16 protein-coding genes are annotated in these 16,261 nt (G+C 63.1%); 7 read left to right on the plus strand and 9 right to left on the minus strand.

The window, feature by feature from the left end; all coding sequences use genetic code 11:
- Nucleotides 1-74 precede the first annotated feature (74 nt).
- The gene (gene ampC, locus ACW9IN_RS01670; protein WP_457364247.1) at nucleotides 75-1,229 is read right to left on the minus strand and encodes a class C beta-lactamase; all 1,155 of its coding nucleotides are present in this window, start codon (nucleotides 1,227-1,229) and stop codon (nucleotides 75-77) included.
- A gap of 129 nt (nucleotides 1,230-1,358) precedes the next feature.
- Between ampC and ACW9IN_RS01675 the strand changes: the two genes are divergently transcribed.
- Complete coding sequence (locus ACW9IN_RS01675) at nucleotides 1,359-2,234, plus strand: LysR family transcriptional regulator (protein ID WP_457364248.1); 876 nt, start codon at nucleotides 1,359-1,361, stop codon at nucleotides 2,232-2,234.
- Here ACW9IN_RS01675 and yghX read toward each other — a convergent pair.
- A complete protein-coding gene (gene yghX / locus ACW9IN_RS01680) occupies nucleotides 2,231-3,118 on the minus strand; it encodes a YghX family hydrolase (protein ID WP_457364249.1) in 888 nt (295 codons plus the stop codon). The genes ACW9IN_RS01675 and yghX overlap by 4 nt on opposite strands.
- Nucleotides 3,119-3,272: 154 nt before the next feature.
- Between yghX and ACW9IN_RS01685 the strand changes: the two genes are divergently transcribed.
- Nucleotides 3,273-3,839, plus strand: coding sequence for a YceI family protein (locus tag ACW9IN_RS01685; RefSeq protein ID WP_457364250.1), 567 nt, complete (start codon nucleotides 3,273-3,275; stop codon nucleotides 3,837-3,839).
- A gap of 115 nt (nucleotides 3,840-3,954) precedes the next feature.
- On the opposite strand, the gene ACW9IN_RS01690 is transcribed toward ACW9IN_RS01685, so the two are convergent.
- Nucleotides 3,955-4,845 carry a DMT family transporter gene (locus tag ACW9IN_RS01690; RefSeq protein WP_457364251.1) on the minus strand — a complete coding sequence of 297 codons (891 nt, stop codon included), beginning with the start codon at nucleotides 4,843-4,845 and terminating at the stop codon, nucleotides 3,955-3,957.
- A gap of 88 nt (nucleotides 4,846-4,933) precedes the next feature.
- Here ACW9IN_RS01690 and ACW9IN_RS01695 point away from each other — a divergent pair, with 88 nt between their 5' ends.
- Nucleotides 4,934-6,262, plus strand: a complete 1,329-nt coding sequence (locus ACW9IN_RS01695) for an aminotransferase-like domain-containing protein (RefSeq protein WP_457364252.1) — start codon at nucleotides 4,934-4,936, stop codon at nucleotides 6,260-6,262.
- Nucleotides 6,263-6,270: 8 nt separating this feature from the next.
- On the opposite strand, the gene ACW9IN_RS01700 is transcribed toward ACW9IN_RS01695, so the two are convergent.
- Complete coding sequence (locus ACW9IN_RS01700; RefSeq protein WP_457364253.1) at nucleotides 6,271-6,702, minus strand: nuclear transport factor 2 family protein; 432 nt, start codon at nucleotides 6,700-6,702, stop codon at nucleotides 6,271-6,273.
- Between the two features lie 261 nt (nucleotides 6,703-6,963).
- On the opposite strand from ACW9IN_RS01700, the gene ACW9IN_RS01705 reads away from it, so the two are divergent.
- The gene (locus tag ACW9IN_RS01705; protein WP_457364254.1) at nucleotides 6,964-7,437 is read left to right on the plus strand and encodes a RidA family protein; all 474 of its coding nucleotides are present in this window, start codon (nucleotides 6,964-6,966) and stop codon (nucleotides 7,435-7,437) included.
- A 129-nt stretch (nucleotides 7,438-7,566) separates the two neighbouring features.
- On the opposite strand, the gene ACW9IN_RS01710 is transcribed toward ACW9IN_RS01705, so the two are convergent.
- Complete coding sequence (locus ACW9IN_RS01710) at nucleotides 7,567-9,276, minus strand: amidase (protein WP_457364255.1); 1,710 nt, start codon at nucleotides 9,274-9,276, stop codon at nucleotides 7,567-7,569.
- 55 nt (nucleotides 9,277-9,331) lie between these two features.
- Nucleotides 9,332-10,120, minus strand: coding sequence for an MmyB family transcriptional regulator (locus ACW9IN_RS01715; protein WP_457364256.1), 789 nt, complete (start codon nucleotides 10,118-10,120; stop codon nucleotides 9,332-9,334).
- An 83-nt stretch (nucleotides 10,121-10,203) separates the two neighbouring features.
- Between ACW9IN_RS01715 and ACW9IN_RS01720 the strand changes: the two genes are divergently transcribed.
- Nucleotides 10,204-10,509 carry a DUF2834 domain-containing protein gene (locus tag ACW9IN_RS01720; protein ID WP_457364257.1) on the plus strand — a complete coding sequence of 102 codons (306 nt, stop codon included), beginning with the start codon at nucleotides 10,204-10,206 and terminating at the stop codon, nucleotides 10,507-10,509.
- A 99-nt stretch (nucleotides 10,510-10,608) separates the two neighbouring features.
- On the opposite strand, the gene ACW9IN_RS01725 is transcribed toward ACW9IN_RS01720, so the two are convergent.
- A complete protein-coding gene (locus ACW9IN_RS01725; protein ID WP_457364258.1) occupies nucleotides 10,609-11,775 on the minus strand; it encodes a GGDEF domain-containing protein in 1,167 nt (388 codons plus the stop codon).
- 109 nt (nucleotides 11,776-11,884) lie between these two features.
- Complete coding sequence (locus ACW9IN_RS01730; protein ID WP_457364259.1) at nucleotides 11,885-13,096, minus strand: MFS transporter; 1,212 nt, start codon at nucleotides 13,094-13,096, stop codon at nucleotides 11,885-11,887.
- Nucleotides 13,097-13,238: 142 nt separating this feature from the next.
- Here ACW9IN_RS01730 and ACW9IN_RS01735 point away from each other — a divergent pair, with 142 nt between their 5' ends.
- Nucleotides 13,239-14,012: an AraC family transcriptional regulator gene (locus tag ACW9IN_RS01735; protein WP_457364260.1), complete on the plus strand. Its 774-nt coding sequence runs from the start codon at nucleotides 13,239-13,241 to the stop codon at nucleotides 14,010-14,012.
- 2 nt (nucleotides 14,013-14,014) lie between these two features.
- On the opposite strand, the gene proP is transcribed toward ACW9IN_RS01735, so the two are convergent.
- On the minus strand, nucleotides 14,015-15,517 hold the full coding sequence (gene proP / locus ACW9IN_RS01740) for a glycine betaine/L-proline transporter ProP (protein ID WP_457364261.1): 1,503 nt from the start codon (nucleotides 15,515-15,517) through the stop codon (nucleotides 14,015-14,017).
- A 155-nt stretch (nucleotides 15,518-15,672) separates the two neighbouring features.
- On the opposite strand from proP, the gene ACW9IN_RS01745 reads away from it, so the two are divergent.
- Nucleotides 15,673-16,203, plus strand: coding sequence for a GNAT family N-acetyltransferase (locus ACW9IN_RS01745; RefSeq protein WP_457364262.1), 531 nt, complete (start codon nucleotides 15,673-15,675; stop codon nucleotides 16,201-16,203).
- Nucleotides 16,204-16,261: the final 58 nt, after the last annotated feature.

The raw sequence follows: 16,261 nt of genomic DNA on the forward strand, positions 1-16,261 counted from the left end.
AGTTGCCAGATTCACAGGCTGACACCCCCTCATCGCGGGCAAGCCCGGCTCCCACATTTGGTCCGCAGCTGTGCCTAGTGGTCCAGCGCACTCAAGATCGCATGGGCCACTTTCACCCGCTCCCCGTTCGGGTAGTTCTTGTTCGCCAGGATCACCACGCCCATATCCTTGCTCGGCACATACGCCACGTAGGCGCCGAAGCCGTTGGTGGAACCGGTTTTGTTCACCAGTGTGTCAGCGTGCGGGGCCTGCGGTGGGGTCAGCCAATTGACCGCGTGCGGCTCCCGGGCCATCGGGGTCGAGTTGCCGGCGAGCAGTGCATCTAGCTTGATGGGGTAGGGGTACAGCTCCCAACCCAGCCCCTGGGTCATGCCGTCCACGGTGTAGTAACCGGTGTGCGTGGTGGCAATCGCTTGCTGCAACGGCTTTTCCAGGCCCTCGGGGTGCATGTTCGCTTCCACGTACTTGAGCAAGTCTGCGGCGCTGGTCTTCACGCCGTAGGCTTCGCTGTCCATTGCGCCCGGGCCGACCCGCACGGGTTTGCCATCGTTGCCATACCCTTGGGCGTACAGCTTCATCTGGCTTTGCGGCACCCGGATGAAGGTGTGTTTCAGGCCGAGTTTGGGGATCAGGGTGTTTTCCATCAACTGATCGAACGGCTGCTTGAGGCTCTGCGCGGCCAGGTAGCCGAACAGGCCCAGGCTGGGGTTGGAATACAAGCGATGGGTGCCGGGGGCGAAATCGGGTTTCCAGTGCTGGAAGTAGCTGATCATGTGCTGATTGTTGTCGGCCTCTGCCGGAAACTGCAGGGGCAGGCCGCCGGCGGTATAGGTACCGAGCTGGAGTACGCTGATGCGGTCGAAGGTGTCGCCCTTCAAGGCGGGCAGGTACTGGCTGGCCGGGGCCGACAGGTCAAGCGTGCCGCTGGCCACCGCGTACCCGGCGAGGGTCGCGGTAAAGGTCTTGCTCACCGAGCCAATCTCGAACAGGGTGTTCTCGCTGACAGCTTGCCTGGCATCCTTGGAGGCGACGCCGTAATTAAAGTATTGAGTCTTGCCGTTCTGTACGACGCCGACCACAAGGCCCGGGATGGACTGCTGCTGCATCAGCGGTTTGACGCTGGCGTCGACCACGGCGCGCAGGTCGTTGGCGGCCAGGCACTGCCCTGCACCGATAAGGAGTGCAAGTGCCGTGAAATGACGCACTCCAGAGAGTAAATAGTGAGGCATGATAGCGCTTCCATGAGAGTGATCGATTGAATGGATAGCCTGCGCGGGCGTGGCAAATGTAGGCAGTTCGCCCGTTTCGGACAAACGATCAAATCTCGCCCCAGCCATTAGAAATTTTATGGGCTAAACATGCTGCGTTCCCATCTGCCCCTCAACGCCCTGCGTGCCTTCGAGGCTTCCGCCCGACATTTGAGCTTCACCCGCGCGGCCATCGAGCTGTGCGTGACCCAGGCGGCAGTCAGTCATCAGGTCAAAAGCCTGGAGGCGCAACTCAACGTCACGTTGTTCAAGCGCCTGCCACGGGGCCTGATGCTGACCCGCGAGGGCGAAACCCTGCTGCCGGTGTTGCGCGAGTCGTTCGACCGCATCGCCTTGACCCTGGGCCAGTTCGAAGGCGGGCATTACCGCGAAGTGCTCAGCGTCGGCGCCGTCGGTACCTTTGCCGTGGGCTGGCTGCTGCCGCGCCTGGCGGAATTCCAGAGCCGTCACCCGTTCATCGACCTGCGTCTGTCCACCCACAACAACCGCGTCGACGTGGCCGCCGAGGGTCTGGATTATGCGATCCGCTTCGGGGCCGGCGCCTGGCACGGCACCGACGCCAGCCAACTGCTGGAGGCGCCGCTCACGGTGCTGTGCGTACCGCCGCTCGCCGAGCAATTGCAGGTGCCCGCCGACCTGCTGAAACACACCTTGCTGCGCTCCTACCGCGCCGATGAATGGAACCTGTGGTTCCAGGCCGCCGGTTTGCCCGCCGATACCCTGGTGCCGCGCAGCATTGTGTTTGACTCGTCATTGGCGATGATGGAGGCGGCGCTGCAAGGCATCGGCGTGGCGTTGGCGCCGGCGATGATGTTTTCACGCCAGTTGGAAAGCGACGGCATTCGTCAGCCGTTCGACATCGGCATCACCACCGGCAGCTACTGGCTGACCCGTTTGCAGTCGCGGGCCGAGACGCCCGCGATGCTGGCGTTCAAGGCGTGGTTGCTGCAAACGGCTGCGGGCTAGGCCAGGTATTTGCGAAACCAGCCCAAGGTCCTGTCCCACGCCAGGTTCGCCGCCGCCTCGTCATAACGCGGCGTCGAATCATTGTGGAAGCCATGGTTGGCGCCCTTGTAGATATACGCCTCGTAGTGGGTGCCGGCGGCTTTCAAGGCGGTTTCGTAGGCTGGCCAGCCTTCGTTGATCCGCGTGTCCAGCTCGCCGTAATGCAGCATGATCGGTGCCTTGATGCGCGGCACGTCCTTGGCCTCCGGCTGGCGCCCGTAGAAGGACACGGCCGCGCCCAGTTCCGGGTAGGCCACCGCCGCCGCATTGGTCACGCCGCCGCCGTAGCAGAACCCGGTGATGCCGACCTTGCCGGTGCTGCTGTCGTGGTGCATCAGCCATTCGATGGCGGCGAAGAAATCATTCATCAACTTGGTGGGGTCGACCGTTTGTTGCAGCGCCACGCCTTTTTCATCGTTGCCGGGGTAACCGCCCACCGAGGTCAGGCCGTCCGGGGCAAGGGCAATGAAACCGGCCTTGGCCAGGCGCCGGGCGACGTCTTCGATGTAGGGGTTCAAGCCGCGGTTTTCATGCACCACCACCACGGCGGGCAGTTTGCCGCTGGCCTTGGCCGGGCGCACCAGGTAGCCGCGTACGCTGCCGTTGCCCTTGGGCGAGGGGTAGGTGATGTAGTCGGCGACGATGTCCGGATCGGTGAACTTCACTTGCTCGGCCAGCGCATAGTCGGGGCTCAGGGCGGTGAGCAGGGCGGACGCGGTCAGCCCGGCGAAGGTGAACTGCGCGGCGCGGTCGAGAAATTCGCGGCGGTTGATCTTGCCATGGGCGTAGCCGTCATAGAGTTCCAACAGTTCGGGAGCAAAGTCTTTCGCGGTGAGACGAGTCATCGGTGCATTCCTCGATTGGCGGTGGCGGTCAATGTAGCCCTTCGCGGCCATCGACGACTACCCTGTGTGACAGGGCAGGAGGCGGACGGGGAATAAAATCCATGGATGAGCTGTTAGCTGAGCACGTGTGTCCTTTTCTCTTGCGGAGCGTTCCATGAAGCGTCGAATCAGCCCGGCCGTCGTACTGGCTCTCGTCTTTGGTTTTTTCTCCAGCGCCCAGGCGGTGGAGTACAAGGATGTCAATCGCACCGCCAGCCAGATCAGTTTCACCTACAAGCAATTGGGCCAGCGGGTGTATGGCACGTTCAGTGATTTCGAAGGCACGCTGACCTTCGACACGCAAAAGCCCGAGGCCGGGCATGCGCTGCTCAAGATCCAATTGGCGAGCATCGATGCCGGCAGCCCCGACGCCAATGACGAGTTGCAGCGTGCCTCGTGGTTCGACACCGCGACCTACCCGGTGGGCGTCTACGAGTCCACCGGCGTCAAGGCGCTGGGCGACAACCGCTTCACGATCAGCGGCAACCTGACCATCAAAGGCACCACGCGCCCGGTGAATGTGGACGTGGTACTCAAGGAGCAAAGCGGTATCGGCGTGTTCGACGGCGAGTTCGTGCTCAAGCGCGGCGACTTCAAGATCGGCGAGGGGGAGTGGGCGGGCAACAGCGTGGTGTCCAACGATATCAACATCAAGTTCAAGATGGTTGCGCCGCAACGCTAGTTTGCCACTTGGTAAAGATGTCGACTGATACACCGCTATCGCAGGCAAGCCAGCTCCCACAGGGAACTTGTGGTGGTTGGAAAAACGCTGTCAGCAGTGGCATCGCGCCGCAACGCTAGCGTGCGAACTTTTTGGCCCCGGCCACGCAGCCGATGACCGCAACGGTCACCAGCACCATGCCCAGGCTGACCGCCTCATGCAGCAGTCCCGCCGCCAGCGCCAGGCCGAAGAACGGTTGCAGCAACTGCAATTGGCCGACGGCGGCGATGCCACCCTGAGCCAGCCCGCGGTACCAGAATACAAAGCCGATCAGCATGCTGAACAGCGACACATAACCCAGGCTCAACCAGGCCGGCCAGCCGATGCCGGTGAAGCTCGGCGGTGCGAGAATCAGGCTCAACGGCGCCACCACGGGCAGCGACACCACCAGCGCCCAGCAGATCACCTGCCAGCCACCCAGGCTGCGTGACAACGTGGCGCCTTCGGCATAACCCAGCCCGCAGGCCAGCACCGCCAGCAGCATCAACACATCACCGACGGGGGCGGCGCTCACGCCCTGGGCCACCGCGTAACCCATCACCAGCGCGCTGCCCAGGATCGAAAACAACCAGAACACCGGGCGCGGTCGCTCGCCGCCGCGCAGCACGCCAAACACCGCCGTGGCCAATGGCAGCAGGCCGATGAACACGATGGAGTGCGCCGAAGTCACGTATTGCAGGGCCAGCGCCGTGAGCAGCGGAAAGCCGATCACCACGCCCAGGGCGACGATCACCAAGGGCCCCCACTGATGGCGCGCGGGGCGTTTTTCCCGGAACAGCCACAGCAGCCCCACGCCGAGTACGGCGGCGATGGTGGCGCGAATCAGGGTGAGGAACACCGGCTCGAATTGCATCACCGCCAGGCGCGTGGCAGGCAATGAGCCGCTGAAGATCACCACGCCGATAAAGCCGTTGATCCAGCCTTGGGCGTTGTGGCTCGGGGTGTCGAGGGAAGCTGTGCGTTCCATGGGAAGTATCCGAAAAGGCAGGGTTGCGTAGCCGGCATCCTAGGACTGAAGATTAAGACAATCAAAAAATTGTCATGGATACATCCCCATGCCCCGCGCCCGCTACAAATCCCTGGTCGACCGCTTTGCCGAGGACATCCGCTCGGGAAAAATGCCGCCCGGCACGCGCCTGCCGACCCATCGCCAATTGGCCGCCGACCATGGCCTGGCCCTGGCCACCGCCAGCCGCGTCTACACCGAGCTTGAAAGCATGGGGCTGGTCAGTGGCGAAACCGGGCGCGGCACCTTCGTACGCGAAATCTCCCTGCCACCGGGGCAGGGCAGTGGGCAGATGAGCGTGGCGGCAGGGATGCTCGACCTGAATTTCAATTACCCGTCGCTGCCCGGCCAGGCCGACCTGCTGCGTACCGCCTTGCGCCAGTTGGCGCTGTCCGGCGACCTGGAGGCGCTGCTGCGCTACCAGCCCCACGCCGGTCGCCTGCATGAGCGCGCAGCGATGGCGCGGCACTTGTTGAGCCGGGGGCTGACGCTGGCGGCTGAGCAGGTCTTGCTGGTCAGTGGCGCGCAGCACGGGTTGGCGGTGACGATGATGGCGCTGCTCAAGCCAGGCGATGTGATCGCGGTCGACGCGCTGACCTATTCCGGGTTCAAGGTGCTGGCCGAAACCCTGCATCTGGAGATCGTCGCGATCCCGGTCACTGCCAGCGGTCCCGATCTGGATCATCTGCAACAACTGTGTCGCCGACGTACGGTGCGTGCGGTGTACAGCATGCCGACGCTGCACAATCCGTTGGGTTGGGTGCTGGACAAGGCACAGCGCGAGCGACTGGTGACTATCGCCCGCCAGCACAACCTGATGATCATCGAAGATGCGGCCTACGCGTTTCTGGCCGATGACGCGCCGCCGCCACTGGCGAGCCTGGCGCCGGAGCGCACGGTGTATGTGGGCGGGTTGTCGAAGAGTGTCGCGACCGGTTTACGGGTGGGCTTTGTTTCGGCGCCGGCGGCCTGGGTGAAGGTGCTGGAACGCACGATCATGGCTACCACCTGGAACGTGCCCGGGGTGATGAGTGCGATTGCGGTGGCCTGGATCGAGGACGGCACCGTGGCGCGACTGGAAGCGCAGAAGCGCAAGGACGCCCGGGCGCGTCAAGCGCTGGCCACGCAGGTGCTGGCGGGGTTGCCGTATACCCGCCATCCGTCCTCGTATTTTTTGTGGTTGCCCCTGCCGGAAGAGGCAAGGGCCGATCAGATCGCCATGGCCTTGCAGCGCGACAACGTGTCCGTCTCCACTGCCGAGCCGTTCGCAGTGTCAGCCCAGGTGCCCCACGCACTGCGCCTGGCACTGGGCTCGGTGGACATGCCGGCCCTGCGCGAGGCGTTGCTCAAGGTAAGACGGGTGGTGGAGCCGTATTAGGCGCTGTCTCAGTATTTGTAAGCCTGGCGACCGATCAGCAGCCATTTGCCTTTCTGTTTCTGCCAGACCTGGAAGTTGTCGATATCGGTCGGCACTTCTACGCCACTGTTCACGGCCAGCGCGTGGAAGTGGTTGCGCACCAGGGCGGTGTCGCCGTCCATCGTGATGGTCTGGTTCTGCATCTCAAGGGTCTTGAAGGCGCTGGTATGGGTTTCCAGGTCGGCGATGAATTGCGCCTTGTTCTGCACCTTGCCGCTGGAGTGCCCGTAGGTGAGTTTGTCCGAGGTCAGCGCGTGCAGTTGCTTGAGGTCCAGATGGAGCATGGCCTGGGTCAGTTGGTCGACGGCCTGGGCCACATCTTTCTCGGCGTTGGCCGGCGCTGCCGCGACGTAGCCGGTGAACAGGCACAGAAAACCGATCAGCAGTTTGGCTTTTTGCATGGGTGTTTCCTTATTGTTGTTGGGGGTGGCGACGACTGTTTTAGTCGTCGTACAACCATGCAATATTTCAGGTGGATAAGGAAAGTGAAATTTTGAATATCTTGAAAAGATTCGTTTTTGCGGGGCTCTTAGAAATAATTGTTCTTGTACGACGTCTCAACACATCAAGAGTCTTCTGACAATCGCGACACTGACTTTCTAGGCGGATGGCTCATGGCTATGCTATCGCCGCATTGTCCCCATCGATCAGGAGCCCAGCCCATGACACCCGACGAAAAATACCAGGCCGCCCAACAGCGCCTCGGCTATCAACTGGACGAATTCAAGGTGGGCGGCAACTACACGCCGTTGGTGCGCGACGGCAACCACCTGTATATCAGCGGCCAGATTCCCCGGGTGGGCGACACCATCGTGTTGCCGGGCAAGGTCGGTGACAGCCTGACACTGGCCCAGGCACAGACCGCCGCCGGCGTCAGTGCACTGCGTTGCCTGGGTTTGCTCAAGCAGGCGTTGGGCTCGCTGGACCGGGTCAAGGCGATCCCGCGCATTGCTGTGTACGTGCGCAGCGCCGAAGACTTCGACCAGCAAAGCGAAGTGGCCAACGGCGCGTCGGACCTGCTCCATGAAATCCTGGGCAGCGCGGGCGTGCATACCCGCACCTCGGTGGGCGTGATGCAACTGCCGAAATCGGCGGCGGTGGAGGTGGAGATGATCGCGGTGGCGCACAGCGCCTGATGTGAACCCCCGTTGGCAGAGCTTTTCCAGCCACTGCCAGTCCCCTGTGGGAGCGGGCTTGCCCGCGAAAGCGGTGCATCAGTCGGCATCTGCTTGACTGAAAGACCGCTCCCGCAAGTTCGACCGGGTTCAGTCTTCTCCCAACGGTGGCGTACGCGGCGGAATCCGGCGTTTGCTGCCGGTGGCTTCAAACGCCGAGGCAAACCGCAGCAGCGCCGAATCGTCATACGCGCGACCGGCAAAGGTCAGGCCAACGGGCATGCCGATGTCCGCCATCACGCCCATCGGCACGGTGACGGTGGGCACGCCCAGGTGGCGGATGGCGAGGTTGCCGTTGGCCACCCAGATCCCGTTGCTCCAGGCGATATCGGCGGACGCTTCGTTCACGTCGGCGTCCGCCGGGCCCACATCGGCCACGGTGGGGAACAGCACAGCGTCCAGCCCGAGACTGTCCATCCAGTCTTCCAGGTCGAGCTTGCGGGTTTGTTCGAGGCCGCGCAGGCCGTCGGGTACGGTGCTGATCTGGTCCCACGGGGTGATGCCGCGTTCCGCCATGCGCACATACTCGTCCATGCCGGCGGCCAGGTCGTCTTCACGGTTGGGCAGGGTGCCGGGGTCGTGGGGGAAGATCTTCGGCCCGTCCACATCCGCCAGGCGGTTCAGGTTCGGGTCGTTGTTGGCACGCAGGAAATCGTCAAAGGCCCAGGCCGACAGTTCCCACAGTTCGTCGTGCAGAAATTCCTTCGACACCAGGCCACGGGTGAATACCGTCGGGGCCCCGGGGCGGTCGCCTTCGCAGTTGGACACCAGCGGGAAATCCACTTCGATCACTTCGGCACCGGCCGCTTCCAGCGCCTGGCGGGCGTCTTTCCACAGGTCGACGACGCTGGCACGGGTGTTGATCTTCTGTCCGGTCGGCCCGCCGATGCCGGGTTTTTCGCTGGTGCCGGCGTCGGGGTCGGCGTTGATGTACATGCGGGGTACGCCGAATCGTTTTCCGGCAAGGGATTCGGATGTTGCTGCCAACTCGATGTAGGACGCCGGGCGCACCGATGTCACGCTGGGGATCGGCACCCAGGGTTGCAGGCGCCACAAGTCACCCCGGGTGTCCGGGTCTTCGGCGACTACCACGTCGAGCACTTCCAGCAGATCGGCCATGGTGCGCGCGTACGGCACCACCACGTCCATGGTCGGGGTCAGCGGCCAGTTGCCGCGCACTGAAATCACCCCACGGGATGGCGTGTAGGCGCACAGGCCATTGTTGGAGGCCGGGCCGCGTCCGCTGGACCAGGTCTCTTCGGCTACGCCGAACGCCGCAAAGCTTGCCGCCGTGGCGGTGCCGGCGCCGTTGGAGGAGCCGGAGGCGAAGGGCGCGGTGAGGTAGTTGGCGTTGTACGGGCTTTCGGCGCGGCCATACACGCCGCGCTGCATGCCGCCGTTGGCCATCGGCGGCATATTGGTCTTGCCCAGGCAGATGGCGCCGCCGCCGCGCAGGCGTTCGATGGTGAACGCATCTCGCTGGGCGACCAGGCGGGCAAACGCCGGGCTGCCGGAGGCGGCGGTCAGGCCCTTGACGAGGTAACTGTCTTTGGCGGTGTAAGGAATGCCGTCCAGGGGGCCCAGGGTTTCGCCCTTGGCCCGGCGCACATCGGACGCCTCGGCTTCTTTCAGGGCGTCGGGGTTGCGCACCACCACAGCGTTCAAGGCAGTCGCGGTCTGCGGCCCGTCGTAGGCATCGATCCGCGCGAGGTAGGCTTTTATCAGTTCAACGGCAGTGGTCTGGCCGGCTTCCAGCGCAGCGCGCAATTGGGCAATGGAGACTTCGGTAACTTGCATCACGTTTTTTTCGCCGCCTTCAAGTGGGAGGTATGGCGGCAGTCTACGGACAGATATTTCACAAAACCAGCGTCGCATGGTCGGCGTAGGCCGCACGCATGACCTGCCAGGTGTACTCGTCGGCGGGGATCAGGTGTTCGATACGCAGCGAGGTCAGGGTGATGTCCTGGGGCATGCCGAAGGTGGTGAAGGTCGACAGAAAGTTCAGCTCGCCCCGGGCGGAACGGATGCGCGTCAGCACCAACGGCGGCAGTTGCGCCGGCAGCTCGGTGCTGGCTGGTACAGGCAACGTCGTCAGTAATGCAGCCAGTTCGGGGTTGCCCAGTGCTTCGCGGGTTGCCCGCTGCCAGGCGAGCGTGCGGATCTCCTCGGCGTTGATCAGGTGGTCGCCCAGGCCGCCCGTTTGCAGCAGCGTGGTGAGCAGGTTCAAGCCATCAACCGCGTCCGCCGGCAGGCCGACCAACCCGAACAGCACGGCAGCGCTGGCATTCGCCGCCAGCACCTCCCAGTGGCCGCCGAGCAAAATCGCCGGGGCAGGGTTGTTGGCATGCAGCACGTGATCAACCGCTTCTCGTACCGCCGACATGGCGGGCGAGACGAGCGGGGTGGCCGTGTAGCGGGGGGCGTAGCCGCTGGCGAGGAACACCCGGTTGCACTGCTCCAGCGGTGCGTCCAGCGCGCTCAACATCCGATGCAAGGTGCCCGGGCTCGGCTTGGCACGCCCGGTTTCGATGCAACTGAGATGGCGCTGGGAAACACCGGTGATCAGTGCCAGGTCCAATTGGCTGAGCTTGGCGCTGCGACGTAACTGGCGCAGTAGCTCGCCGGCACTAGGGGGCTTGTCCATGAGATGTTCATGACCTCCGAGGTCATTGCGAGGGGCGCTACCTTATCACTAGGGTGGGCTTCGATCACTTCAAGGACGACACCATGTGCAGACCCTCTCTTGCCCTGGCCGCGTTGCTGGGCTTTTCGCTGTACACCCTGGCCACGATGCTGACGGCGCAGCAATCGCTGTTGGCGTTCGGGCTGCAATTGCTGTCGCGGCCCGACACCGCGCAGGTGGTCATCGATCTTTACCTGATGGCAGTGCTGGCCTGTGTGTGGATGCACCGGGATGCCCGCAGGCGCGGGCGTTCGGTGGCATCGTTGGTGCCTTACTTTGTGCTGACGGCGGTATTCGTATCGGTGGGGCCGTTGTTGTATCTGGTGGTGAATGGTGGTCGGGATGAATGAGCTGTCAGCGGTTTATGCAGCGTGCGTGCGTTCTGTCTGACAGGGTGCGGCGTTTTTATTGGGGCGGCTTCGCCGCCCGGCGCGGGACAAGCCCGCTCACTACAAGAAGGCGCTGGTTCCGGTGCGGTCCACCAGGCGAATGCTGTCGCGTCCGCCGCGCTTGGACTCGTACAGCGAGGTGTCGCCTTGTTCGATCAGGGCGCAGAGGTTGGCGGGCGGTTGGTCGAACAGGTTGGTGCCGATGCTCAAGGTCACCGGGGCCGGGGTGGTGAAGGTCTGCGAGGCCAGTTGCTGGAACTGGTCGCGCAGACTGCTGCCCAGCTCGACGACCTGTTCGGTACAGGCGGGGGTCAACAGGATCACGAATTCATCGCCCCCCAGGCGCGCCGCCAGCGCTCCTTGGGGTACGACCGCGCGGATCATCTCGCTGAGGGCGATCAGCAGACGGTCGCCGGCGCTGTGGCCGTAGTGGTCGTTGACCAACTTGAAGTTGTCGATATCGATCAGCAGCAGGGCGCCCGGGTTGGTTGGCGATACCTGGCCCAGCAGGCGCGGCGCCTGCAGGTCGAGGGCGCGTCGGTTGAACAGCGCGGTCAGTGGGTCGCGGGCGGCCAGGCGGGCAATCTGCTGTTCGCGGCGGTAGCGCTCGGAACCGGTCATCGACAGCGCGATCAGCATGATCGCCATCGCGCCTTCCACCAGGGACACCTGAATGATTTCGCCCTTGAACGCCGCCAGGTCGATCAACGTGCCAGGGATCAACACCGACAGCGCCTTGGCCACATAAAACGCACCGTGGACCAGCAGCACATACCGCAGTTGCACCGCGCCGATGCTCAGGGACTTGCCATGGGGCCGCAGCAGGAAACTGGCGCGCAGGGTCGGCAGCGCCACCAGCAGGGATTGCACCGCCATCATGGCCTTGGACCATGAAGGATCGGCGGGCAACATCAGCATGCCGAGCCAGATCACCAGCATCAGCAGCCATAGCAGCGACAGGCGCACCTGGGTAAAACGCGCCACGCCGAGCAGGAACAGAAAGTGAGCGGTCACCAGCAAGCCGTTGGCGAACCAGATGCCGATCATCAGGAAACCATTGAGGCGCAGAAGCGCCAGGGTGGAGCCGATGCTGATGATCGCGAACCCCGTCGCCCAATACAGCAGCGAGCGTTCACGAACGCTGCGCCATTCAACTGCCAGGTACAGGGCGGCAGCGGCGGCCAGGGCGACCGTAAGGGCCAGAATCGTAGGAGGGTCGAGCGTCATGTCTTGCCGGGTCTGCCTGGTGTGCGTTCAAAAACGCGATTGTAAGCGCACACGCAGGTTTTTCAGAACACTCATCGTGATAGCACACGGCCATCCGATGATCGGCGGGTCAGACGCCCTTGGTCGACGGCAGCAATATCGTCAGGATGCCCGCCAGCGGCAGGAACGAGCACAGCTTATAGACGTACTCGATGCCATGGCCGTCGGCGAGTAGGCCGAGCAGCGCGGCGCCGATCCCGCTGAAGCCGAACATCAGGCCGAAGAAGATCCCGGCGATCATGCCCACGTTGCCCGGCACCAGTTCCTGGGCGTACACCACGATGGCCGAGAAGGCCGAGGCGATGACGAACCCGATCACGACGCTCAACACGGCCGTCCAGAACAGGTCGACATAGGGCAGGGCCAGGGTGAACGGCGCAGCGCCGAGGATGGAGAACCAGATGACCTTCTTGCGCCCGATCTTGTCGCCGATCGGGCCGCCCGCGAAGGTGCCGACGGCCACTGCGCCGAGGAACAGGAACAGATACATCTGGGAATTGGCGACCGACAGCTGGAATTTTTCGATCAGGTAGAAGGTGAAGTAGCTGGTCAGGCTGGTCATGTAGAAGTATTTGGAGAACACCAGCAGCGCCAGCACCACCAGGGCAAAGGTCACGCGGCCTTTCGACAGGCCGTGGGTCGCCTTGCCGCCTTGCTTGAGCTTGAACAGATTGAGGTGGTTGCCGTACCAGCGGCTCAGGCCGTACAGCACCAGGATCGCGAACACGGCGAACAATCCGAACCAGGCGATATGGCTCTGGCCGTAGGGAATGATGATTGCCGCCGCCAGCAACGGGCCGAAGGCGCTGCCGGTGTTGCCGCCCACCTGGAAGGTCGACTGCGCCAGGCCGTAGCGGCCGCCGGAGGCCAGACGCGCCACGCGCGAGGTTTCCGGGTGGAAGGTCGACGAGCCGACGCCCACCAGCGCCGCCGCCAGCAAAATCGCCGGGAACGTGCCGACGAACGCGAGCATCAGGATGCCGATCAAGGTGCACACCATGCCCGCCGGCAAGAGCCACGGTTTAGGGTGACGGTCGGTGTGGTAGCCGATCCACGGTTGCAGCAGCGAGGCGGTCAGCTGGAATGTCAGGGTGATCAGGCCGACCTGGGTGAAGCTCAACCCGTAGTTGGCCTTGAGCATCGGGTAGATCGACGGCAGCACGGCCTGGATCAGGTCGTTGATCAGGTGGGCCAGGGCACAGGCGCCGAGGACGCGCAGGACCAATGGGCTTATCTGGGGCGTGCTGGTTGCAGCGGCGGGTGACGCGGTGAGGGTCGACATGCAGGCATTCCATACAAGGCAGCGAACTGGGGCGGCACGTACTTGAGCGCGCCGCTTGTTTCATATTTCGGTGTTTATGCTAGATTCGGCGAAAATGCCTGTCTCGCGAAATTCGGGCGACAACTAGCGCAAAAAGGGCGAAATGTACTCATCACTGGATAAATTTCTTCGGGACATCGACGAGGGCGATTGGGCCGTCATCAGTTCGGCCACCGATTATCCCGAAAACTGGGTGATCCCCGAGCACCGCCACGAAAAACACCAACTGTTATACGCCATTGAAGGCGTGATGGTGGTGCATTCGGCGCTGAACCAGTGGACGGTACCGCCCAACCGGGGGTTCTGGATGCCCTGCGGCCAGTTGCATTCCCTGCGTTGCGTGGGCGCGTTGAAGATGCGCAGCGTGTTCGTGCGACCTGACAGTTTTCCCAACCTGCCCGCCGAAACCAAGGCGGTCAGCATTTCGCCCCTGCTCAGCGAACTGATCAAGGCGTCCGTGAGCCTGAAACCGCCCTATGCCGAAGACTCGCGGGACGCGCGCATCATGCACCTGATCCTCGACGAACTGGCCATCCTGCCGGCCTTGCCGCTGTCCCTGCCGCAGCCCGCCGACCCGCGCATCCAGCAGATTTGCCTGGCCTGGCAGGACGACCCGGGCGATGCCTCCACCGTGGCTGACTGGAGCGAACGCCTGGCCCTCGACCAGAAAACCATCCAGCGTCTGTTTCGCAAAGACACCGGGTTGACCTTCGGCCAGTGGCGCCAGCAGGCGCGTCTGCTGCTGGCGCTGGAGCGGATTGCGGTGGGGGAGAAGATTATCGACGTGGCGTTCGAGCTGGGCTACGAAAGCCCCAGCGCCTTTACCAGCATGTTCAAGAAACAGTTTGGCAAGACGCCGAGTCATTTTTTCCGCTAGGGCTAGTTGATTCGCGGGTGCTGCTGCACCAGGTTCTGGCGCTTGGCTTCCAGCGCGGCAATTTCGGCATCGATGTCTTCGATCTTCTGCTCGATATTGTCGTGGTGTTCCTGCAACAACTCCTTGGCTTCTTCCATGTCGGAAGCCGAAGGCGCGGCACCGCGCAGCGGGCGGTTGGCGGTTTCTTTCATGGTCAGGCCGGTGACCAGGCCGACCACCGCGAACACCATCAGGTAGTAGGCGGGCATGTACAGGTTCTGGGTGCTTTCCACCAGCCAGGCCGCGACGGTGGGCGTGACACCGGCGATCAGCACCGAGACGTTGAACGCACTGGCCAGCGCGCTGTAGCGCAAATGGGTGGGAAACATCGCGGGCAGGGTCGAGGCCATCACGCCGATAAAGAAGTTCAGCACCACGGCGAGAATCAACAGGCCGCTGAAGATCAGCCCGATCTTGCCGCTGTTGATCAGCATGAAGGCCGGAATTGCCAGCAACAGCAGGGCAATGCTGCCGGTGATGATAAAGGGCTTGCGGCCGATCTTGTCGCTGACAAAACCAATGAACGGCTGCACGAACAGCATGCCGACCATGATCGCGATGATGATCAGCACGCCGTGGTTTTCGCTGTAGTGCAGGTTGTGCGACAGGTAACTGGGCATGTAGGTCAGCAGCATGTAATAGGTCACGTTGGTGGCCGCGACAATGCCGATGCAGGTCAACAGGCTGCGCCAGTGCTGGGTGGCGACTTCCTTGAACGAGACTTTGGGACCGTGGCTCAGGCCTTCGCGGTCGCCCTGTTCGAGGGTCTCGATGTGTTGCTGGAATGCCGGGGTTTCCTCGAGGGCGTGGCGCAGGTACAGGCCGATGATGCCCAGGGGCAGGGCGAGGAAGAACGGCAGGCGCCAGCCCCAGGCTTCGAACTGCTCATCGCCCAGCACGCTGGAGATCAACACCACCACGCCGGCACCGAGCACGAAGCCGGCAATCGAGCCGAAATCCAGCCAACTGCCGAGGAACCCGCGCTTGCGGTCTGGCGCGTATTCCGCGACGAAGATCGAGGCGCCGGTGTATTCACCGCCCACCGAGAAACCCTGGGCCATTTTGCACAGCAACAGCAGGATCGGCGCCCAGATGCCAATCGAGGCGTAGGAGGGGATCAGGCCGATGCCGAAGGTGCTCAGGGACATGATCACGATGGTGGCCGCCAGTACTTTCTGGCGCCCGTATTTATCGCCCAGCGCGCCGAAGAACAGGCCGCCGAGGGGGCGGATCAGGAACGGCACCGAGAAAGTGGCCAGGGCCGCGATCATCTGCACGCTGGGCGACGCGTCGGGGAAAAACACCTTGCCGAGCACATAGGCGACGAACCCGTAGACACCAAAGTCGAACCATTCCATGGCGTTACCCAGGGCGGCGGCGGTGATCGCCTTGCGCATCTTGGTATCGTCGACGATGGTGATGTCGTTCAATCCGATGGGATTGACGCTTTTCTTGCGTGATTTCATGGTGACCACTCTAAAACAGTACAGGGGAGGTGCCATCGCAGCGATGGCACCGCTCTGTCAGTTCAGATACAAGCGCGCACGAAAAAATTCACCGCTATTTGCGTTTTTTCGCCGAGCAGGATGAAGTTGACCGACCTCTCCTGCGAGTTCCGCCCATGTCCGCTTCTTCCCCTCGTCTGATCTACCGCGCGCCGCAGCCTGGCGACGTGCAGCGTCTGTTCGCCATTTACGGCGACCCGCAGACCCATCTGTTCAACCCCGCCGGCCCCCTGGCCAGCCTGGCCGATGCCCAGCGCCTGCTCGACGCATGGCTGGCGCAATGGGCCCGCGATGGCTACGGCTGGTGGGCGATTGCCCGTGTCGAGGCGCCCGACCATCTGATCGGTTTCGGCGGCATCGCACCCATGAATTACCTGGAGCAGCCCCGCATCAACCTCGGTTACCGGCTGGCGGTCGACGCCTGGGGGCAGGGCTACGCAACCGAGTTGGGCCATCACGCCCTGCAACTGGCCTTCGACACCCTGGGTTTGCCGGAGGTGTTCGGGCTGGTGAGGCCCGACCACGCCGCATCGATCCGGGTGCTGGAAAAACTCGGCATGCAGCGTTTTGGCCTGTTGGACGATGTACCGGGCAAGGCGCCGAGCCTGGTGTTGCGCATTTGTCATCCTACAACTGCGTTGAGCTGAGTTTTAACACCGCCGTGTAATACATCGGGATTGGCAATCTTTCAGATTGACAGCGTTC

Source organism: Pseudomonas sp. SDO5271_S396 (assembly GCF_054071795.1).